The sequence below is a fragment of the Duganella hordei genome, from assembly GCF_040369125.1.
Taxonomy (GTDB): Bacteria; Pseudomonadota; Gammaproteobacteria; order Burkholderiales; family Burkholderiaceae_D; genus Rugamonas; species Rugamonas hordei.
The window spans coordinates 360,822-381,416 of record NZ_BPWI01000002.1; the positions used below are offsets into that span (position 1 = coordinate 360,822).

22 protein-coding genes are annotated in these 20,595 nt (G+C 65.5%); 13 read left to right on the forward strand and 9 right to left on the reverse strand.

Annotated features, from left to right (window positions below):
- Positions 1–35 precede the first annotated feature (35 nt).
- From ABWW33_RS05860 to pcp, 3 genes are read left to right on the forward strand one after another with little or no spacing between them, the layout of a single operon-like run.
- Positions 36–737, forward strand: coding sequence for a DUF969 domain-containing protein (locus ABWW33_RS05860; protein ID WP_176654582.1), 702 nt, complete (start codon positions 36–38; stop codon positions 735–737).
- The gene (locus ABWW33_RS05865; RefSeq protein ID WP_176654581.1) at positions 734–1,690 is read left to right on the forward strand and encodes a DUF979 domain-containing protein; all 957 of its coding nucleotides are present in this window, start codon (positions 734–736) and stop codon (positions 1,688–1,690) included. Before ABWW33_RS05860 ends, ABWW33_RS05865 begins: the two co-directional genes overlap by 4 nt.
- A gap of 58 nt (positions 1,691–1,748) precedes the next feature.
- On the forward strand, positions 1,749–2,399 hold the full coding sequence (gene pcp, locus ABWW33_RS05870; protein ID WP_176654580.1) for a pyroglutamyl-peptidase I: 651 nt from the start codon (positions 1,749–1,751) through the stop codon (positions 2,397–2,399).
- A 23-nt stretch (positions 2,400–2,422) separates the two neighbouring features.
- On the opposite strand, the gene ABWW33_RS05875 is transcribed toward pcp, so the two are convergent.
- Genes ABWW33_RS05875 through ABWW33_RS05885 form a run of 3 tightly spaced genes read right to left on the reverse strand, consistent with a single transcriptional unit; the run spans position 2,423 to position 5,408 of the window.
- The gene (locus tag ABWW33_RS05875; protein ID WP_353399920.1) at positions 2,423–3,331 is read right to left on the reverse strand and encodes a LysR family transcriptional regulator; all 909 of its coding nucleotides are present in this window, start codon (positions 3,329–3,331) and stop codon (positions 2,423–2,425) included.
- 29 nt (positions 3,332–3,360) lie between these two features.
- Positions 3,361–4,272, reverse strand: coding sequence for a pseudouridine-5'-phosphate glycosidase (locus ABWW33_RS05880; RefSeq protein ID WP_353399923.1), 912 nt, complete (start codon positions 4,270–4,272; stop codon positions 3,361–3,363).
- A gap of 5 nt (positions 4,273–4,277) precedes the next feature.
- Entirely contained in the window at positions 4,278–5,408 is a 1,131-nt protein-coding gene (locus ABWW33_RS05885) for a carbohydrate kinase (RefSeq protein ID WP_353399926.1), read from the reverse strand.
- Between the two features lie 223 nt (positions 5,409–5,631).
- Between ABWW33_RS05885 and xapA the strand changes: the two genes are divergently transcribed.
- The 7 genes from xapA to ABWW33_RS05920 all read left to right on the forward strand — a co-directional run bounded on the left by xapA (position 5,632) and on the right by ABWW33_RS05920 (position 14,172).
- On the forward strand, positions 5,632–6,471 hold the full coding sequence (gene xapA, locus ABWW33_RS05890) for a xanthosine phosphorylase (RefSeq protein WP_176654576.1): 840 nt from the start codon (positions 5,632–5,634) through the stop codon (positions 6,469–6,471).
- Between the two features lie 96 nt (positions 6,472–6,567).
- Entirely contained in the window at positions 6,568–7,761 is a 1,194-nt protein-coding gene (locus ABWW33_RS05895; protein ID WP_176654575.1) for a phosphopentomutase, read from the forward strand.
- Positions 7,758–8,714 carry a deoxyribose-phosphate aldolase gene (gene deoC, locus ABWW33_RS05900; RefSeq protein WP_176654574.1) on the forward strand — a complete coding sequence of 319 codons (957 nt, stop codon included), beginning with the start codon at positions 7,758–7,760 and terminating at the stop codon, positions 8,712–8,714. The genes ABWW33_RS05895 and deoC overlap by 4 nt, the downstream gene beginning before the upstream one ends.
- A 27-nt stretch (positions 8,715–8,741) precedes the next feature.
- Entirely contained in the window at positions 8,742–11,123 is a 2,382-nt protein-coding gene (locus ABWW33_RS05905) for an aldehyde dehydrogenase family protein (RefSeq protein ID WP_444550982.1), read from the forward strand.
- Between the two features lie 80 nt (positions 11,124–11,203).
- Positions 11,204–12,526, forward strand: coding sequence for a thymidine phosphorylase (gene deoA / locus ABWW33_RS05910; RefSeq protein ID WP_353399930.1), 1,323 nt, complete (start codon positions 11,204–11,206; stop codon positions 12,524–12,526).
- An 11-nt stretch (positions 12,527–12,537) separates the two neighbouring features.
- A complete protein-coding gene (locus ABWW33_RS05915) occupies positions 12,538–12,945 on the forward strand; it encodes a cytidine deaminase (RefSeq protein WP_353399933.1) in 408 nt (135 codons plus the stop codon).
- Between the two features lie 6 nt (positions 12,946–12,951).
- Positions 12,952–14,172 (forward strand): nucleoside deaminase, encoded by a 1,221-nt coding sequence (locus ABWW33_RS05920; protein WP_353399936.1) that lies wholly within the window; start codon positions 12,952–12,954, stop codon positions 14,170–14,172.
- A gap of 1 nt (position 14,173) precedes the next feature.
- On the opposite strand, the gene ABWW33_RS05925 is transcribed toward ABWW33_RS05920, so the two are convergent.
- On the reverse strand, positions 14,174–15,589 hold the full coding sequence (locus ABWW33_RS05925) for an HD domain-containing phosphohydrolase (RefSeq protein ID WP_353399939.1): 1,416 nt from the start codon (positions 15,587–15,589) through the stop codon (positions 14,174–14,176).
- Positions 15,590–15,702: 113 nt separating this feature from the next.
- On the opposite strand from ABWW33_RS05925, the gene ABWW33_RS05930 reads away from it, so the two are divergent.
- The 3 genes from ABWW33_RS05930 to ABWW33_RS05940 are packed head-to-tail and all read left to right on the forward strand — an operon-like array spanning position 15,703 to position 17,618.
- Positions 15,703–16,305 (forward strand): hypothetical protein, encoded by a 603-nt coding sequence (locus tag ABWW33_RS05930; protein ID WP_176654569.1) that lies wholly within the window; start codon positions 15,703–15,705, stop codon positions 16,303–16,305.
- A 24-nt stretch (positions 16,306–16,329) separates the two neighbouring features.
- Positions 16,330–16,902 carry a cytochrome b/b6 domain-containing protein gene (locus tag ABWW33_RS05935; protein WP_176654568.1) on the forward strand — a complete coding sequence of 191 codons (573 nt, stop codon included), beginning with the start codon at positions 16,330–16,332 and terminating at the stop codon, positions 16,900–16,902.
- Positions 16,899–17,618: a molybdopterin-dependent oxidoreductase gene (locus ABWW33_RS05940; protein ID WP_353399942.1), complete on the forward strand. Its 720-nt coding sequence runs from the start codon at positions 16,899–16,901 to the stop codon at positions 17,616–17,618. The genes ABWW33_RS05935 and ABWW33_RS05940 overlap by 4 nt, the downstream gene beginning before the upstream one ends.
- Here the strand turns inward: ABWW33_RS05940 and ABWW33_RS05945 are convergent.
- The 5 genes from ABWW33_RS05945 to ABWW33_RS05965 form a co-directional block, all read right to left on the reverse strand.
- Positions 17,615–18,001 carry a VOC family protein gene (locus tag ABWW33_RS05945; protein WP_353399945.1) on the reverse strand — a complete coding sequence of 129 codons (387 nt, stop codon included), beginning with the start codon at positions 17,999–18,001 and terminating at the stop codon, positions 17,615–17,617. The genes ABWW33_RS05940 and ABWW33_RS05945 overlap by 4 nt on opposite strands.
- A gap of 10 nt (positions 18,002–18,011) precedes the next feature.
- The gene (locus ABWW33_RS05950) at positions 18,012–18,437 is read right to left on the reverse strand and encodes a VOC family protein (RefSeq protein WP_176654566.1); all 426 of its coding nucleotides are present in this window, start codon (positions 18,435–18,437) and stop codon (positions 18,012–18,014) included.
- 120 nt (positions 18,438–18,557) lie between these two features.
- Complete coding sequence (locus ABWW33_RS05955; RefSeq protein WP_353399949.1) at positions 18,558–19,343, reverse strand: LytR/AlgR family response regulator transcription factor; 786 nt, start codon at positions 19,341–19,343, stop codon at positions 18,558–18,560.
- Complete coding sequence (locus ABWW33_RS05960) at positions 19,340–20,269, reverse strand: sensor histidine kinase (protein ID WP_176654564.1); 930 nt, start codon at positions 20,267–20,269, stop codon at positions 19,340–19,342. The genes ABWW33_RS05955 and ABWW33_RS05960 overlap by 4 nt, the downstream gene beginning before the upstream one ends.
- Entirely contained in the window at positions 20,266–20,532 is a 267-nt protein-coding gene (locus ABWW33_RS05965; protein ID WP_353399953.1) for a hypothetical protein, read from the reverse strand. Before ABWW33_RS05965 ends, ABWW33_RS05960 begins: the two co-directional genes overlap by 4 nt.
- Positions 20,533–20,595: the final 63 nt, after the last annotated feature.

Below are 20,595 nucleotides of genomic sequence, written 5' to 3' on the forward strand. Positions count from 1 at the left end.
AGGCGTGCGGGGATTTTTACATTGGGGAGCCTCTCTTGAATCACACCGTCGTCAACCTGTGGCCGCTGCTGGGCGTGGCCGTCATCATTCTCGGCTTTGCCCTGCGCGCGCATCCGGTGCTGGTGGTGATCGCCGCCTGCGCCGTCACCGGCATCGCCGCCGCCATGCCGGTCGAAAAGCTGCTGGCCACCCTGGGCGCGGCGTTCATCAAGACCCGCAACCTGCCGCTGATCCTGCTGCTGCCGCTGGCGGCCATCGGCCTGCTGGAGCGCTACGGCCTGAAGGAGCATGCGCAGACCTCGATCGCGCGCATCAAGTCCGCCACCACCGGCCGTCTGCTGATCGTCTACCTGGCGATCCGCGAGTTGAGCGCGGCCTTCGGCCTGACCAGCATCGGCGGCCATCCGAACATGGTGCGTCCGCTGATCGCGCCGATGGCGGAGGGCGCCGCCGAGGTGCGCTATCCGGCGCTGACGCAGGAACTGCGGCACCGCATCCGTGCCATGTCCGCCGCCACCGACAACGTCGGCCTGTTCTTCGGCGAGGACGTGTTCGTCGCCTTCGGCGCCATCCTGCTGATGCAGACCATCCTGCGCGGCGAGGGCCTGGAAGTCGATCCGCTGCACATGGCGATGTGGGGCATACCGACGGCGGTGACCGCGTTCATCATCCACTCGTGGCGCCTGCACCGGCTCGACGCGCACATCGCGCGCGCGATGCTGAAGGAGGGCGCATGATCCTCAAATTGGAGTACTTCTACGACGTCCTCGGCGTGATGCTGCTGGTGGTCGCGTTGATGGCGCTGCGCGATCCGCACAATCCCAAGCGCTATTCCAGCGCGCTGTTCTGGGCGCTGTATGCGGTGGTCTACCTGGCCGGCGACTATCTGCCTCCGGTGGCGGCGGGCGTGCTGATGGTGGTGATGGCGCTGATCGCCGGCTTCGGCGGCGTCGCGCTGGGCCGCTACGGCGACCGCACGCCGCAGGAACGCAAGAGCAGCGCGCAGCGCCTCGGCCACCGCCTGCTGATACCTGCGCTGATCATTCCCTTCACCACGGTGATCGGCTCGACCTTGCTGAAGGACGTGCACCTCGGCGATTTGTTACTGCTCGATCCGAAGAACGCCACGCTGGTCAGCCTCGGTTGCGGTTCGCTGTTCGCCGTCGCCACCGCGTGCTGGCTGACCCGCTCGACGCCGCTGCAGGCGATGCGCGAATCGCGCCGGCTGATCGACCATCTTGGCTGGGCCGTGGTGCTGCCGCATATGCTGGCGGTGCTTGGCCTGCTGTTCACCGAGGCCGGCATGGGCAAGGCGGTGGCGCACGTCGTCACCTCGTACATCAACATGGATGTGCGGCTGGTGGCGGTGGCGGTCTACTGCGTCGGCATGGCGCTGTTCACCGTCATCATGGGCAACGGCTTCGCGGCTTTTCCGGTGATGGCGGGCGGCGTCGGCATCCCGGTGCTGGTCGGTGTGTATCACGCCAATCCGGCGGTGATGGCGGCCATCGGCATGTTCAGCGCCTACTGCGGAACGCTGATGACGCCGATGGCCGCGAACTTCAACATCGTGCCCGCGGCCTTGCTGGAGCTGCCCGACAAGAACGCCGTGGTGAAGATACAGGTGCCGACCGCGTTGCCTTTGCTGCTTGCTAATATTGCACTGCTCTATTTCTTGATGAACATGTGAAAAGCAAGAAGTTGGAGTAGAGTAATGCTCTGGCAGGATGCAATCGGAGCAAACGTAGATGGAAAAGATAATATTGTTGACGGGCTTCGAGCCCTTCAACCAGGAGACCATCAATCCCTCGTGGGAAGCGGTGAGATCCCTGCAAGGCTGGCGTGAAGGCGATTTCATCGTCCACGCGCGACAGCTGCCATGCGTGTTCGGGCGTGCCAACAAGGTGATGCACCAGGCGGTGGAAGAGCTGCAGCCGAGTATTGTGATCGCGGTGGGCCAGGCCGGCGGCCGCGTGGATTTATCCATCGAGCGGGTGGCGATCAATATCGACGACGCGCCGATCGCCGACAACCAGATGCGGCAGGTCGTCGACCAGCCCATCGTCAACGGCGGTCCGGCGGCTTATTTTTCCACGCTGCCGATCAAGGCCATCGTGCATGCGTTGCGTGAAGCGGGCCTGCCGTCGTCGGTATCGCAGTCGGCCGGCACCTTTGTCTGCAATCACGTGTTCTACGGCTTGATGCACCAGGCCCACGAGTGGGGCACGACGATGCGCGCCGGTTTTATCCATATCCCGTACCTGCCGCAGCAGGCGGCCGCGCATCCGGGTTCGGCCAGCATGAAGCTGGAGGACATGGTGGAAGGCCTGCGCATCGCCATCCGCACCACGCTCGCCCACGACGTCGACATGCGCGAGGCGGGCGGCGTTACCCATTAGTTACCGATTAAGCTGGCACTAAGTCAATCGGCGCGCGCCGGCGGATTCAGGATGTTCAGGAAGGCCCGCACCACCGGCGCATCGTCCAGCGTGGTGTAGGTGATGTACAAATTCGCCGACGGCGGATTGGTACGGATCGGCAGGAACACCACGCCCGGCCAGCCGATGCGGCTGGTGGTCTCCGGCAGCAGCGCCACTCCCAAGCCCGCACCGACCATCGCCAGCAGCGTTTGCGGTTCGGACGCCTCCTGGAAGATCGTCGGCTGGAAGCCGGCCTTCACGCAGCACTGGATCAGGTAGCGCGGGAACGACGACTTGTCGAGCGCCAGCGTCAGCATCGGCTCGTCGGCGATATCCATCAGCTCTATCGATTCATGCTTGGCCAGCGGGTGATGCTCGTTGATGGCCACGCACACGTCTTCGCGGAAGCACAGTTCCTGGCGCAGGTTGTCCTGCTTCAGGTCGTCCTCGTCGAGCTTGGGCTCGCGCCAGAAACCGACGTCGACCTGCTTGGCGCGCAGCGCCTCGTACTGCAGCGTCGGTCCCAGCTCGTGCAGCGTCCACGTCACGCGCGGGAACTTGGTCTGGAACTCTTCCAGCAAACTGGGGATCGGTCCCCACATCGCCGAGCCGACGATGCCCACGCGCAGTCGGCCCACTTCGCCGCGGTCGATCTGGCGGATGGTGTCGATCGTCATGCGCATCTTGGCCAGCAGGTCGGACGCCTCGTTCATCAGCGCCTTGCCGGCCACCGTCAGCTCGAAGGTGCGGGTGGTGCGCGCGAACAGCTTGACGCCAAGCTCGTTCTCCAACTTCATGATCTGCTGGCTCAGTGGCGGCTGCGAAATATGCAGTCGTTCGGCCGCGCGGCTGAAACTCTTTTCTTCGGCCACAGCGAGAAAGTACTTTAGTTGTTTCAGGTCGATGGACATGGCGGGTCTTGGGCGATGTGGGTTCGAGTTTAGTTCGATTGCATGGCGACGGCCAGCGCCGCACCGCAGCGGGCGTTGTTCTTCACCAGCGCGATGTTGGTGGCAAGGCTGCGGCCTTCCGTCAGCTGCTTGATGCGGCCCAGCAGGAACGGCGTGACGTTCTTGCCGGTGACGCCTTGCGCAGCGGCTTCCTGCAAGGCCTGCGCGGTGATGGCGTCGATCTCCGCCTTCGGCATCGCCTCTGCCGCCGGCACCGGATTGCTGACCACCACGCCGCCCTTCAAACCCAGCTGCCACTTGGTGTGGATGAAGGCCGCCTGCTCGGCCGGCGTATCGAGCTGGAAGTCGGCGTTGAAGCCGCTCTCGCGCGTGAAGAAGGCGGGGAAGCCGCGCTGGCCAACGCTGATCACCGGCACGCCGTGCGTCTCCAGGTATTCCAGGGTCAGGCCGATGTCGAGGATGGACTTGACGCCGGCGCAGACCACAGCCACCGAGGTGTGCGCCAGTTCCTGCAGGTCGGCCGAGATGTCGAAGCTGGTCTCGGCGCCGCGGTGCACGCCGCCGATGCCGCCGGTGACGAACACGGTGATGCCGGCCAGCTCGGCGCAGATCATCGTGGCGGCGACGGTGGTCGCGCCCAGTTTGTTTTGCGACAGCACGTAGGGCAGGTCGCGGCGGCTGACCTTCATCGCGTCGGGCGAGGTGCCCAGCAGTTCCAGCTGCTCGTCCGACAGGCCGATGCAGATCTTGCCGCCGATGACGGCGATGGTGGCCGGCACGGCGCCGCCGTCGCGGATGATCTGCTCGACCTCGCGCGCCATCCGCACGTTTTGCGGATACGGCATGCCGTGCGAAATGATGGTCGATTCCAGCGCGACGATGGCTTTGCCGGCGGCGCGGGCGGCGGCCACTTCCGGCGAGAAGAGTAGGAATTGGTGCATGGTGTTCAGCCTTGGAGAGGGAAGAGCGGAGCGCTCATATCGAAATCGTGGATCTCGTCGAGTACGTCGGCGGCGAGCAGGGGGGAAACGGTGTCCGGGCTTTCCAGCGTCATCGCGGCGACTTTCAGGCCGCGCCGGCAGGCCAGCGTCAGGTCGTCGCTGCCCTGGTACAGCGACCAGCAGACGGCGGCCGAGAAGGCGTCGCCGGCGCCGGTGACGTCGACCACCTCGACCTGGTGCGCGGCCAGCCATACCAGCTCGCCGCCCTTGGTGTGGAACACGCCCTGGCTGCCACAGGTGACGATGACATCCCGCGCGCCCTGCGCCTGCACGTCGCGGCAGGCGGCGCGCACGTCGGCCTCCGTCGGCAGCGCGCGTCCGGCGCGGGTTTCCAGTTCGCCGCGATTGAGGATCAGCAGGCGCAGGCCGTCCAGGCTGGCCGGCAGGCGCGCCATCTTCGGCTGCGACACGGCGACGATCACCAGCGGCACCTTGTCGGCGCGGGCGCCGGCCAGCAGCGTGGCGATGCTGTCGGCCGGCAGGTTCAGGTCGACCACTGTCATCGCGGCGGCGGCGCGCTGCGGCTGGCGGCTGTCGAGGAAGGCGGGCGTGATGCGGTCGTACAGCGCCATGTCTGCCAGCGCCACCACCAGCTCGCCGCGGTCGTCGAGGATGGCGGTGTAGGTGCCTGTGGCCGTTTCCGGCAGCTTCAGGCTGCCGCGCGTGTCGATGCCGGCGCTCTCGGCGTGGTCCTGCAGCGTGCGGCCGGCGCTGTCGTCGCCCAGCGCCGTCAGCAGCGAGGTCGGCAGGTTCAGGCGCGCCAGGTTCTCGGCGATGTTGCGGGCCACGCCGCCATAGACTTCCTCGGCGGTGGCGGGATTGGAGGTGCCCAGCTGCATCGGTGCGATGGTGCGCAGCTTGCGGTCCAGGTTGGCGGCGCCTATGCACATGACGGGGCGCTGGTCCGGCAGCACGTAGGCGCGGCCCAGCAGGCGACGCTCGCGTATCAGGCCGGCGATGTGGCCGGCCACGGCGGAACGCGACAGGCGCAGTTCGACCGCCAGGTCCTGCTGGGAGATGAAGGGGTTGGAGCGGATCAGCTGGTACAGCTGTTCCTTTTTAGAAGAATCGGTCACGGCAGCATCTTTTAAACAATTGTCCGTCATGATAAACATTTGTTCATGCTGAGTCAAACCCCGAGTCAAACGCGCTCTGCGGCTCAGTTTTCATTGATTTATAATACCCCTTATTTATATGGTTTTTATATAAATGATGAAGAAAAATGGTATTTGCCATACATATGGACGATGATGCATAGTGTCAGCTTCCCCAGCCACAACAGAAAAACAGAGGATATACATGTCTAACAATTCCCCATTCCAGGCAGCTGACATTATTCGCGCCCGTATCCCAGCCGGCTTCAAGCCGCGCGTGGCGATGATCCTTGGTTCGGGCCTCGGTGTGCTGGCCGAACAAATGACCGACGCGGTCACCATCAGCTTCAACGAACTGCCGGGCTTCCCGATCTCCACCGTGCATGGCCACGCCGGCGAACTGGTGGTCGGCACGCTGTCGGGCGTGCAGGTGGTGTGCATGAAGGGCCGCGGCCACGTCTACGAAGGCTACGGCCTGGGCGTGATGACCAGCGCCGTGCGCACCATGAAGCTGCTGGGTTGCGAGATGCTGTTCGTGACCAATGCCGCCGGTTCGCTGCGCACCGAAGTCGACGCCGGTTCGCTGGTGGCGCTGACCGACCACATCAACTTCCTGCCTGGCACGCCGATGATGGGCCCGAACGACGAGCGCTTCGGCCCGCGTTTCTTCAGCATGGCCAACGCCTACGATGCCGACCTGCGCGCGCTGCTGAAATCCTCGGCCGCCGAGAAGAACGTCCCGATGCACGAAGGCGTGTACATCGCCTACGCCGGTCCGAACTTCGAAACGCCTGCGGAAATTCGCGCCTTCAAGACGCTGGGGGCCGATGTCGTCGGCATGTCGGTGGTGCCTGAAGTGGTGTCGGCCCGTCATTGCGGCCTGAAGGTGGTCGGCGTGTCCGCCATCACCAACCTGGCAGAAGGCCTGTCGCCGTTCCCGCTGTCGCACGAACAGACGCTGAAGTACGCAGCCGTCGCGGCGAAGTCGCTGATTGAAGTGATCCTGGGCTTCCTGGCCAACGTGGCCAAAACGCCGCAGGCGTAAGATAACGAGGGGCGGCTGGTCCGCCCCTTTTGCATTGTTAGCTCGTCATCCCCGCTTTCGCGGGAATGACGGAGCGTCAGCGGATGGGAGTACACAATGAAACGCGCATTTATTCTGCTGCTTGACTCGTTCGGTCTGGGCGCCACGCCCGATGCCGCGAAGTACAACGACGTCGGCGCCAACACCTTCGGCCACATCGCCGAGTGGGCCGCCAAGAGCGGCAAGCCGATGTCGCTGCCGACCATGGAAAAACTCGGACTGGCCGCCGCCGCCCATACCGCCAGCGGCCAGTGGGCCGCCGGCTTCGAACAACGCGAAGGATTCACCGCCGCCTACGGCGCCGCGCGCGAACGCTCGACCGGCAAGGACACCCAGTCCGGCCATTGGGAAATCGCCGGCGTGCCGGTGGAATTCGACTGGGGCTACTTCCCGAAAACGGTGCCGTCGTTCCCGGCCGAGCTGACCCAGAAGCTGCAGGAACTGACCGGCGTGCCGGGCTTCCTCGGCGACTGCCACGCATCGGGCACGGAGATCATCAACAAGCACGGCGACGAGCACGTCGCCAGCGGCAAACCGATCATCTACACTTCCGCCGACTCGGTGCTGCAGATCGCGGCGCACGAGGAATCGTTCGGCCTGGAGCGCTTGTATGAAGTGTGCGAGATCGCCTTCAAGCTGGTCGAGCCGTACAACATCGGCCGCGTGATCGCGCGTCCTTTCACCGGCGCCAACGGCAACTACACCCGCACCACCAACCGTCACGACTACGCGGTCGCGCCACCGGCGCCTACGCTGCTCGACCACGTGAAGAACGACGGCGGCGAAGTGATCGCCCTCGGCAAGATCAGCGACATCTTCGCGACCCAGGGCGTATCGCGCCTGGTCAAGGGCAAGGACAACATGGCGCTGTTCGACGCGCTGCTGAAGGTGGAAGAAGAAGCCGGCGACAAGTCGCTGACGTTCGTGAACTTCGTCGACTTCGACCAGGCCTTCGGCCACCGCCGCGACGTGACCGGCTATTCGAACGCGCTGCACGAGATGGATGCGCGCCTGCCCGAGTTCATCGGCAAGCTGAAAGAGGGCGACCTGGTCGTCATCACCGCCGACCATGGCTGCGATCCGACCTGGCCGGGCTCCGACCACACGCGCGAGCACATCCCGATGATCTTCTTCGGTCCGGGCGTGAAAGCGCGCCAGCTGCCGATCTCCGAAACCTTCTCCGACATCGGCCAGACCCTGGCCCATCACCTCGGCGTCAAACCACTTTCCCACGGAAGCAACCTGTTATGAGCATTGATTTCAAGCGCAACGAGGCGGTCCCACTGGACCTGGGCTGGATCAACCACATCCACATCAACAAGAGCGCGGCCGACCGCCGCGCCGCCAGCCTGGCGAACCGCCGCACGGTGAAGAAGGAGTTCCAGGCCGCGTGGCTGGTCAAGGCCATCGGCCTGATCGACCTCACCACGCTGTCCGGCGACGACACCCCGGGCCGCGTCGAGCGCCTGTGCATGAAAGCCATGCGTCCGCTGCGTTCGGACCTGGTCGAGGCGCTGGGCCTGCAGGACGTCAAGCTGACCACCGGCGCCGTCTGCGTCTACCACGAGATGATCAAGCCGGCGGTGCAGGTGCTGCAAGGCCGTTTGCCGATCGCCGCCGTGTCGACCGGCTTCCCCGCCGGTTTGACCAGCATGGAAACCAAGGTGCGCGAGATCGAGCTGTCGGTGGCCGCGGGCGCGACCGAGATCGATATCGTCATCACCCGTCAGCACGTCTTGACGGGTAACTGGCAGGCGCTGTACGACGAGATGGTCGCCTACCGCAAGGCTTGCGGCGAAGCGCACGTCAAGGCCATCCTGGCGACCGGTGAACTGGTCACGCTGGAAAACGTCGCCAAGGCGTCGTGGGTGTGCATGATGGCCGGCGCGGACTTCATCAAGACATCGACCGGCAAGGAGCCGGTGAACGCGACGATCCCCGTGTCGCTGACGATGGTGCGCGCGATCCGCGAGTACCACGAGCAGACCGGCTTCAAGATCGGCTACAAGCCTGCGGGCGGCGTCGGCACGGCCAAGGCCGCGCTGCAGTACCTGACCCTGATGAAGGAAGAACTGGGCAACGAGTGGCTCGAGCCGCACCTGTTCCGCATCGGCGCATCAAGCCTGCTGACCGACATCGAACGCCAGCTTGAGCACTATGTGACCGGCAACTACTCCGCCGCTCACCGCCACGCGCAACCATAACGCAGCTTACAAGACTACGGACACGTCATGCCATCAATTAAAGAGATCCTGAACACTATGGAATACGGCCCAGCACCCGAAAGCCAAAAAGAAGCGCAAGCGTGGCTGGAGCAGCACGGCCGCACCTTCGGCCTGTTCATCGACAATCAGTGGAGCGAGCCGGGCGAACTGTTCGCCTCGACCAACCCGGCCGATGCCGCCAAGCTGGCCGACCTGACGCAAGCCACCGGCAGCGACGTCGATCGCGCCGTCGCAGCCGCGCGCGCCGCGCAGCCGGGCTGGCAGGCGCTGGGCGGTCACGGCCGCGCCAAGGTCATGTACTCGCTGGCGCGCCTGATGCAAAAGCATGCGCGTCTGTTCGCGGTGCTGGAAACGCTGGACAATGGCAAGACCATCCGCGAAACCCGCGACATCGACCTGCCGCTGGTCGCGCGCCACTTCTACTACCACGCCGGCTGGGCACAACTGCAAGCCGAAGAATTCAGCGACTACCGCGCCGTCGGCGTGGTCGGTCAGATCGTGCCGTGGAATTTCCCGCTGCTGATGCTGTCGTGGAAAATCGCTCCGGCCATGGCCGCCGGTAACACCATCGTCTTCAAGCCAGCCGAATTCACGTCGCTGACCGCGATGCTGTTCGCCGAGATCTGCGTGCAAGCCGGCGTGCCGGCCGGCGTGATCAACATCGTCACCGGCGACGGCCGCGTGGGCGAAGCGATCGTCAACCATCCCGGCATCGACAAGCTGGCCTTTACCGGTTCGACCGAAGTGGGCCGCCTGATCCGCATCGCCACGGCGGGCAGCGGCAAGAAGCTGTCGCTGGAACTGGGCGGCAAGTCGCCGTTCATCGTATTTGACGACGCCGACCTGGATGCCGCCGTCGAAGGCCTGGTCGATTCGATCTGGTTTAATCAGGGCCAGGTCTGCTGCGCCGGTTCGCGCCTGCTTGTGCAGGAATCGGTGCAGGATAAATTCCTGGCCAAGCTGCGCGCCCGCATGGACAAGCTGACTCTCGGTTCGCCGCTGGACAAGTCGATGGATATCGGCGCGCTGGTCGATCCGGTGCAGCAGCAGCGCATCGCCGGCCTGGTGGAGTCGGCCCGCGCCGAAGGCTGCGATGTGTACCAGCCGAAGTGCGAAATCCCTGCCAACGGCTCGTGGTTCCCGCCGACGCTGATCACCGGCGCATCGACTTCCGCCGCCGTGGCGCAGGCCGAGATCTTCGGCCCTGTGCTGGTGGCGATGAGCTTCCGCACCCCGCCGGAAGCCGTGCAGCTGGCGAACAACACCGTCTACGGCCTGGCCGCCTGCGTGTGGACCGAGAACATCTCGCTGGCGCTGGATGTCGCGCCGCAGATCAAATCCGGTGTGGTGTGGATTAACACAGCCAACCAGTTCGACGCCGCCTGCGGCTTCGGCGGCTACCGCGAATCCGGCTTCGGTCGTGAAGGCGGCCGCGAAGGCATGTACGAGTACATGACCGCGCTGTCGGAAGATGCGCGCCCTGCGGCGCCGGTGGTTGAGGCGAAGGCCAAGGCCAAAGCCGCTCCTGTATCTGGTGGCGCGTTCGCCATCGACCGCACCGCCAAGCTGTATATCGGCGGCAAACAGGCCCGCCCTGACGGCGCCTACAGCCGCGCCATCCACGGCGCCGACGGTTCCTTCATCGGCGAAGTCGGCGAAGGCAACCGTAAAGACATCCGCAACGCGGTGGAAGCGGCGCACAAGGCCGGCGGCTGGGCGAAAGCCACGTCGCACAACCGCGCGCAGGTGCTGTACTACATCGCCGAAAACCTGGCCGCGCGCGGCGAGGAGTTCGCCGCCCGCATCGCCGCCATGACCGGCACCAGGAACGCTGAAAAAGAAGTGCAAGCTTCGATCGAGCGCCTGTTCTACTACGCCGCGTGGGCCGACAAGTACGACGGCCTGGCGCACCAGCCGCCGATGCACGGCATTACCGTTGCGCTGAACGAGCCGGTCGGCGTGATCGGCATCGTCTGCCCGAACGAGTCGCCGCTGCTGGGCTTCATCTCGCTGGTGGCGCCTGCGATCGCGCTGGGTAACCGCGTGGTGGTGGTGCCATCGGAAGCGCATCCGCTGTCGGCGACCGATTTGTACCAGGTGCTCGACACGTCGGACCTGCCGGACGGCGTGGTCAATATCGTCACCGGTTCGGCGGACGAGCTGGCGCGTACGCTGGCTTCGCACTCGGATATCGACGCGGTATGGCGTCACGACGGTTCGGCCGAAGGTTGCGCGGAAGTGGAGCGCCTGTCGGCCGCATCGCTGAAGCGTACCTGGGTTGGCGGGGCCAAGGGCCGCGACTGGTACAGCACGGCGCAAGCCGGCGGCCGCGCGGTGCTGGCGCATGCGTCGCAAGTCAAGAACGTCTGGATTCCTTACGGCGTCTAAGTAATAGCTCAGTAATACGGGCGGGTCCGCGGACCCGCCCTTGTGCTTTCAATACCCAATAATTTGAAGTGGAGAATTCCATGTTTTTACCCCAAGAGATCATTCGCAAGAAGCGTGACGGCGGCGTCCTGAGCGCCGAGGAGATTCAGTTCTTCGTCGGAGGCATCACCTCGAACCGCGTCACCGAAGGCCAGATCGCCGCGCTGGCGATGGCCGTCTTCTTCAACGACATGACCATGGACGAACGCGTCGCCTTCACACTGGCCATGCGCGATTCCGGCGAAGTGCTGGACTGGCGCTCGCTGGACCTGCCAGGCCCGGTGGTCGACAAGCACTCCACCGGCGGCGTCGGCGACGTGGTCTCGCTGCTGCTCGGCCCCATGGTCGCAGCCTGCGGCGGCTTCGTGCCGATGATCTCCGGCCGCGGCCTGGGCCACACCGGCGGCACGCTGGACAAGTTCGATTCCATCCCCGGCTACACCACCGTGCCGACCAATGAGCAGTTCCGCAAAGTAGTCAAGGAAGTCGGCGTCGCCATCATCGGTCAGACCTCGTCACTGGCGCCGTCGGACAAGATCTTCTACGGCGTGCGCGATGTGACCGCCACCGTGGAATCGGTCGCCATGATCACCGGCTCCATCCTGTCGAAGAAGCTGTCGGCGGGCCTGGATGCGCTGGCCATGGACGTCAAGGTGGGCAGCGGCGCCTTCATGCCGACCTACGACAAATCGGTGGAACTGGCCGACAGCATCGTCAAGGTCGGCAACGGCGCCGGCATGATGACCTCGGCCATCCTGACCGACATGAACGAATCGCTGGCGCCATACGCCGGCAACGCGCTGGAAGTGCGCGGAGCGATGGACTACCTGACTGGAAAATCGCGTCCTGCGCGCCTGCACGAAGTGACGATGGCGCTGTGCGCCGAGATGCTGGTGCTGGGCAAGCTGGCCGCCAGCGAAGAAGAAGCGCGCGCCAAGCTGCAGGCGTCGCTGGACAGCGGCGAAGCGGCCGAACGCTTCTCGCGCATGGTGGTGGCGCTGGGCGGCCCGGCCGATCTGATGGACAATCCGGACAAGTACCTGGAGCGCTCGCCTATCATCGTGCCGGCGCCTGCGCTGGTCTCCGGCTATGCCGCCACCGCCAACTGCCGCGACATCGGCCTGGCCGTGGTGTCGCTGGGCGGCGGCCGCCGCCGCGCCGCCGATCCGATCGACTTCGCCGTCGGCCTGACCGATCTGGCCGGCCTGGGCGACAAGATCGAAGCTGGCCAGCCGCTGGCGATGGTGCATGCGCGCACGCAGGAAGCCGCCGAGCAGGCCATTCGTGAAATCCAGGCGGCCTACCAGATCGCCGACGCCGCACCGGCCGCGAATCCGGTCATCTACCGCACGATCCGTCCATAAGAGAGCCGGTCATGAACAAACAAGAACTGATCGCCGAAGCCGCCGCCGCGCGCCTGAAGGCTTACACGCCGTACTCGAACTTCAAGGTCGGCGCCGCGCTGCTGACCAACGACGGTAAGGTCTTCCACGGCTGTAACGTGGAGAATGCTTCCTACGGCCTGTGCAACTGCGCCGAGCGTACCGCCTTCTTCAGCGCTTTCGCACACGGTTACAAGCCGGGCGATTTCAACCAGTTGGTGGTCATCGGCGAGACCGACGGTCCTATCGCGCCGTGCGGCGCCTGCCGCCAGGTGATCCTGGAATTGGGCGGCAACGAGCTGCCGGTGCTGCTGACCAATCTCAAAGGCGACATCTTCGAGACCACCGCTGCCGGGCAACTGCCGAACGCGTTCGGCGGCGCCGACCTGAAAAGGAAGTAAGCCACCTTGGCCTTCAAGAAGACTATCGATGTGCAGGCGGCCGTCGCGATCGCGGCGGCTGAAGCCATTGCCGCGAAAACCCAGGGCACCTTCGGCGTCGGCGGCCTGATGCTCGACCAGCACGGCAACGTGCTGCAGTCGCTGCACAACAACGTCATCAAGCAAGGCCTGATCTTCGATCCGACCGCGCACGGCGAACGCCAGTTGATCGACTGGTACTACGCCGAACGCGCCAAGGGCCGCGAACTGCCCGCGCCGGAAGACATCACCATCGTCACCTCGCTCGATCCCTGCTGCATGTGCAGCGGCGCGATCCTGGCGGGCGGCTTCAATGTGGTGGTGGCGGCGCCGGACCGCAACGCCGGCGTCAACTTCGACGAAAGCGCCGGCTTCAACGCGCTGCCGGAAGCGCTGCGCCAGCAGGCGGCGGCAAGCTTCAGCTACCCGGCCATCCTCGGATCGTCGCTGTACGCGCGCGCCGGTTCGGGCGCCACGCCGAAGTCCTTCTTCATCGGCAAAACCATCTCCGAACCGACGCAAGCCTTATGTGCACTGGTGTTCGAGGCCACCTCCGGCGAGGTGATGGAACTGTTCAATACCGATCTGCCGCAGCAGCAATTGAAGTGCCCACTGACTCTGCCGCCCGACCACGCCATCGTGCACGCCTTGAAGCAGCTGTATCCCGACGCGCTGGCCTACCGCTGCACGCCGCACCAGCCGGACGTGGGCCTGGCGCCGTTCCTGAAGCAGGCGATGGCGCGCGACCGCGAACATGGCGGGACAGGGGATGCGGTGGCCTTGCTGGATTCGTTCGGCAACCTGCTGCTGTGCATGCCGGGGCGGATGACGCAGTCGGGCATCCGCAGCGCCTTCATGGAAACCACGCGCGCCTACGCGCAGCTGCGCTACAAGCTGATGGCCGGCGCCACGGTGGCGCAGCAGGACGAGGTGCGCCGCTACCTGGGCCACCCGAAGGACGGCACTTTCGTCTTCGCCAGGGGGCCGGATGCCGGCGCGGTCAGCTTCATGAACCTGGGCGCCTACGGCTCGACCATGGAAGGCCCGCTGCCGCTGAAGAATCCGACGCAGTTCCAGTACGTGCTGCCGGCCATGCCCGAAGCGGAACTGGCCGCGCTGTGCGCCGCCATGCCGCCGCTGTACCGCAGCGTCATCCGCATCCGCCCCACCCAGGTCGCCGACCAGGACCTGGTCGCGGCCTTGTCCTGAGCTACAACAGCCGTAGCGTCGACGCCTTCAGCGTGGCGGCTGCGCGGGTGGTGCATCCCAGCTTGCGGAACACATTCTCAACGTGGGTGCGCACGGTGCTCGGGCTGATGGCCAATGCGCGCGCCACTTCCTTGTTGGTCTGTCCGAGGCTGATGCCCCGGAAAACTTCAATCTCCCGCTCCGTCAGCACGATGTTGTTGTGAACCGCCGCCGGCATCGTGCCGCCGGCCACCGCGCGCACGGCGCCGGCGTCGAAGCGGCCGCCTGCTGCTTCCGATTCCAGCACCGCGCGGGCCTGTTCCAGAGTCATCGCGGCCCGCCATGGCCGCGCCGATTGCAGCGCCACCCATGCGGCGGCAGCGGCGACGATGAGGCCCTCGAGCGGGATGGCGGCGCCGGCGCAGGCCCTGAACGCGCCGCTGCCGTCGAGCCGCTCGGCGGCATATGAGCCGATATGGGCGGCGTCCGACAGGGTGCCCAGGCGCGCCGTGGCGCGACTGGTCCAGTATGGCGCCAGCCGCAGTTGCTCCCGCGCCGCCGCCGACAGCCGGCCGACGGTATTCCACACCGTGTTCGGCACCGCCGCGCGGCCGATGCCATGCAGCAGGCCGGCCCGGTAGCAGCGCTGCGCGGTCTCCGCTTCAAGACCCATGGCCAGCGCGCCGCAACGGGCCGCTTCCGCCACCCGGCGCGAATAGCCCGTCATCCAGGGCAGCTTGAGATCGATCACGTCGGCCAGCAACTCCAGCGGCACCACGCCCCCGGTGGCGGCCCCGAACGCCAGGTCGGCGTGCCAGCTCTCGTCGCGGTCCAGCACCTCCAGCCACTGCGAGGCATGACGCACCGCCACCGCGGCCAGCGCAGCCGGGTAGGCATGCCCGCTTTTGTGGACGATGATGGACAAGGCCCGCTCCAGCCCCTGTACGCGGCTGAGCACTTCCACATCGCTGGCCAGGGCAACGATGAAGACGCTCGGGCTGGCGCCGTCGGCCGTGGAGAAGATCGAGCGCAGCGCCAGTTCGACGTCGTCCGATACATTCAGCATGCGGGCGACGTCGCCGGATACCTCGCAATGGATCTCGGCCAGCCGCTGCATGTCGCCGTGCAGCCGTTGGCCCATCAGTGCATAGGCGGGATCGTCCAGCTTCTGCGACAGCATCAGCGCCCTGCCTTCGACGTCGTCGCCCAGCAGCTCGCTGAATTCGGGGGCGTTGGCGGTGCAGCCCGACCAGCGCAGCAACGCGACTTGCGGGACGGCCGCACAGTCCGCATCACCGCAGCCGGCCGCTTCGGCGATGCGCGAGGCCAGCCACGCGGTCCGCAGCGAGTGGTCGGTGGGCTGGCCCATGGTCAGGTCGCCGATATAGGCCAGCGCGTGCATGGTGTCGGTGACGGAGGCGGGGGTATCAAGGTTCATGGACTGATTATAGCGAGCGGCGCGGCATCGCCGGCATCGGACATTCGACCGATTCCCCGGCGCTCCCGGGTGGAGCATAGTGCGGCTTCACTTCAACCATACGAGGAAGCACCATGAAACGCATCTCCACCCTGATCGCCGTCGCCACGCTGGCGCTGGCCGGATCCAGTTTTGCCGCCGACCGCCCGGTGCACCTGCGCGGCGAAGTCACCGCCGTCGGCACGGGCGATTTCGTCGTCACCGACCGCAAGGGCACCAAGACCACCATCAAGCTGCCGGAGCAGGCGCAAGTGCTGGACGTCTCGCGCAGCAGCCAGGCGGCCATCCAGGAAAACAGCTACCTGGGTATCGCCGCCGCGCCGGCGCCGCAGGGCAAGGTGCGCGCCATGGGCGTGATGGTGTTCCCCGAGGCGGCGCGCGGCTTGAACGAAGGCCATTTCCCATGGGATCTCGGCGATCGCGGCACGATGACCAACGCCACCGTCGCCAAGGTGGTCAAGAAGGCCAGCGCCACCGAGCTGGAAATGCGCTTCGGCGGCAAGGCGCAGCAGGTGGTGCTGGACAAGGACACCGTCTACGGCCAGTTCGTTCCAGGCAAGCGCGAGTTGATCGTCGTCGGCGCCAAGGTGTTGGTGATCGGCGCATCGGCCGCCGATGGCGCCACCGCCGCCAACGCTGTGATGGTGGGCCGCGACGGCTTCCTGCCGCCAATCTGAGCCGCATAGAGAGGAGGCCGCCGCATGACGACCGCATCGACCGACATCGGCGGCGGCCCGCCGCTCTGGGTACGCCTGTGCCACTGGACCAATGCCGTGGTGTTCCTGCTGATGCTGACCAGCGGCTGGCAGGTGTTCAACGCCTCGCCGTTCTGGATCGACCATTTTCCCACGGCGCTGACGCTGGGCGGCAGCCTGCCCGGCGCCTTGCTGTGGCATTTCGCCGGCATGTGGGTGCTGGCGGCCAACGGCATCGTCGCGCTGACGCTGCTGGCCGCCAGCGGCCGCTTGCGGCACTTGTACCTGTCGCTGGGCCGAAGCCACAAGCCCGGCGGCGAACGCAGCCGGGTGCAGAAGATCGCCTACCTCGGCGTGCTGGTGCTGCTGACGCTGGAAATCCTGTCCGGCCTGGCGATCTGGAAGCCGGTGCAGCTGCAGGCGCTGACGCAGCTGGCCGGCGGCTTCCAGCGCGCCCGCGAAGTGCATTTCATCTGCATGGCCCTGCTGGGCATGTTTGTTGCCGGCCATGTGGTGCTGGCGCTGTCGTCGCCGCGCCTGCTGCTGGCGATGCTGGGATTAAGAAGGAGAACGACGTGAAAGAACCGGATCCCGGACGGCGCGGCTTCCTGCGGCTGGCGCTGGGCGGCGGTGCCGCCGCGCTGCTGCAAGGCTGCGCGGGCACCGACAACGACACTGTTGCCGCCGCGCTGCGCGGCGTATCGCGCTTCAACGACGCGGCGCAGGCCGCGCTGTTCTCGCCGCAAACGCTGGCGCCGTTGTACCCGCGCAGCGAACTGACGCTGCCGTTCCGCTTCAATGCGTTTTATTCGGAAGCGTCGGTGCCGGAAATCGACGAGGCCGGCTGGCGCCTGGCGGTGGATGGCATGGTGCTCAGCCCCGGCGACTGGACGCTGGCGCAGCTGAAATCATTGCCGCCGCTGACGGAAATCACCCGCCTGATCTGCATCGAAGGCTGGAGCGCGATCGGCCAGTGGACCGGTGTGCCGCTGCATTATTTCCTCGGCCTGGTCGGCGCCAACACGCGCGCGAAATATGTCGCCTTCCGCTGCGCCGACGGCTACTACACCAGCATCGACATGGCCAGCGCGCTGCACCCGCAAACCATGCTGGCCTTCAGCTTCAACGGCTCGGCCAGCCTGCCGGACGAATTCGGCTTTCCATTGCGGCTGCGTATCCCGACCAAGCTGGGGTTCAAGAACCCCAAGCACCTGACCGGGATCACCGTGACCGATCAATTCACCAGCGGCTACTGGGAAGACCTGCACGGCTACAACTGGTTCGCCGGCCTCTAGGCCGCGGACGTATCGGCCTGCATCATGCCGAAGATGTTGCCGTCGGGGTCCTTGGCGTAGGCCAGCCAGCCGACGCCGGGCACCGCCATCTTCGGCACCACCACCTCCGCCTTCAGCTGGTCGACTTGCGCCAGCGTGTCGTCCAGCTGTTCGACGTCGACCGTGCAGACAAAGGCGTTCACGCTTTGCATCGGCTCGGGCACCGCACCGCGCCGTGGCAGCAGGCCGCCGTTGATGCCGGGCTTGCTGCCGTCGCCGGTGTCGATCAGCCAGTATTCGCCGCCTTCCCAGCGGTGAAAATTCCAGCCGAACAGCGAGCCGTAAAAATCGATCAGCGCCTGCGGCTGGCTGGCCTGGATTTCAAAATGTACTGGACGTCCCATGGTTTGCTCCTTAGTCTTCCGGATCGTAGGTGCCGATGCTCCAGATATGGCCTTCGGGATCGCGGCAGGTGAAGCCGCGTCCGCCGTAGTCCTCATCCTTGATGTCGAGCAGGATTTTCGCGCCCGATTCAAGCACGCGGCCGTACACCAGGTCGGCGTTGTTGACGACCAGGTAGGTGCTTTGCGTGTTGAAGCCGCCGACCTCGCCGGGCTGCTTCATCAGGCGGCCGTATTCAGTGTCGAACACCGAACCCAGCATGATCATGCTGTTGCCGAAACTGAGCTGTGCGTGGGCGATGGTGCCGTCCTCGTTGGGCACCACCAGCGTCGCTTCGAAGCCGAGGGTGGTGCACAGCCAGTCGATGGCGGCGGGCGCATCGCGATAGCGCATGCAGGGGATGACGTTGCAGAGAGTCTGCTTGGGTATGCTGGACATTGTTCTCTCCCTATCCTGGGTAGTGGAACAGATTCGATCGCGTTTGACACCCTGCCGTTCGCCGGGCTGGGGCGAGCGGATGAGAAATAAAAGTATATATTGATAACGATCAGACAGGGCTTACATTTGCTGAAATAAATGCGCGTTGCCACGGCTGACTTCCAGTTGCTCGGCGAAATTGCGTATCTTTACCATCTGCCGTCCGCGCAGGTCGCGCGTGACTTCTTCGATGGCATCCACGCGCACCAAGGTCGAGCGGTGGATGCGCCAGAACTCGTCCGGGTCCAGCTCGTCGGCCAGCTCCTTCAGCGTCTTGCGTATCAACACTTCCGAGCCCTCGGTCTGCACCCGCGTGTATTTTTCATCGGCGCGGAAGAACAGCACTTCGCGCGTGCTGATCATGCGCAGGTTGCTGCCCACCACCGCCTGGATCCAGCGCAGGTACTCCGGCTTGGTCTCCGGCTTGCTGTGGTGTGACAGCAACTGGCTCAGCTGCCGTTCGATGTTCGACGGCTGCTGGCCGATCAAGGTCTGCAGCCGCGCGCAGGTGGTCTTCAGCCGGTCGCCGCCGACCGGCTTGAGCAGATAATCCAGCGCGCCCTGCTCGAACGCCTCGATCGCGTACTGGTCGTAGGCGGTGACGAACACCAGGTGGCAGCGGTTGAACAACATGCGCGCCGCCTCGATGCCGGACAGGCCGGGCATGCGGATATCCAAAAACACGATGTCCGGCTGGTGCTGGCCGGCCAGCGCCACGGCCTCGATGCCGTTGGCCGCCTCGGCCACGATCTCCAGTCCCGGCCAGGCGTCCAGCAGGCGCGCGCGCAGTTGCTGGCGCATCGGTTGCTCGTCGTCGGCGATCAGCGCGGTGGCACGGCGCTGGCCGCTGCTTGCGGTGAAATTCATTTGCTGCTCCCGGCAAAAATATCCGGCGCATACGGAATGCGCACGCTGGCCCGGGTGCCGCCCGTCAGCGGTGCCTCGATCACCAGCTGTGCGCGGTTGCCGTACAGGATGCGCAGGCGTTCGCGCACATTGGCCAGGCCGATGCCGTCGCCGGCGTGGATGTTGAAACCGATGCCGTCGTCGAGCACGTCGACCTGCAGCATCTGGCCGTCGACGCTGGCGCGGATGTCGATGCGGCCGCCTTGTATCTTGGGTTCCAGGCCGTGCTTGATGGCGTTCTCGATCAGGATCTGCAACATCATCACCGGGAAGGTGGCGCTCAGCATTTCGGCCGGCACGTCGATCGACACCGCCAGCCGCGCGCCCATGCGCGCCTGCATGATGGCCAGGTAGGCGCGCGACATTTCGATCTGCCGGCCCAGCGTGCCGGCGCCCTTGGCGCGCATCTGCGGCAAGGTGGCGCGCAGGTAGTCGATCAGGTTCTGGTGGATGCGCGCCGCCTGCGGCGGATCGGTTTCGATCAGCTGGCCGATCAGGGCCAGCGTGTTGAACAGGAAGTGCGGTTCGACCTGGGCCTGCAGCGCGGCCATGCGCGCCTCGACCACGCGCCGTTCCATGCCTTCCTCGTCGGCGTGGCTGGTGGCGTGGCGCGCCTCGATCTCGGCCTTGCGCTTGCCGCCGGCCAGCACCTTCAGGCCGAACGACAGCAGGATGAAGGCGCCGGTCTGCTTCGGCAGGCCGAACGGCGTCAGGCCGAAGATCAGCAACAGCAGCCAGATCATCATCAGCTTGCGCCACTCGACCTGGGCCAGCCAGTCGAAGAAACGCCACCACAGGCTGACCGCGGTTTCGCCTATCTCGCGGACGATGTCGAGCAGGCTCTTGGCGTTGTCGTAGCCGGCCTTGGCCAGCCGGGATTTCTTCATTGCTTGTGCTCCTGGTGGCGGCGCTGGCGGCGGCTGCCGACCACGCACGCGCCGACCGCGATCTTCAGCAGCAGGAAGAAGGCGAACAGCACCATCGCCAGCGGCAGGATGGTCAGGATGAAGGCCAGGATCAGCGCCGCACCCAGCAGCGCCGGCGGCGACATGCGCTGCACCAGGCGCACGCCGTACCGTATCGTTTGCGCGAAGGCGTGGAAGATTTCTTCCAGCAGATCGACCACCGCCTGGCTGTTGAATTTGCTCATGTCGTGTCTCCATCAAATCGTTGCGATGGAATCACTGTAACAAAGCCTTCCCATGGCCAACAG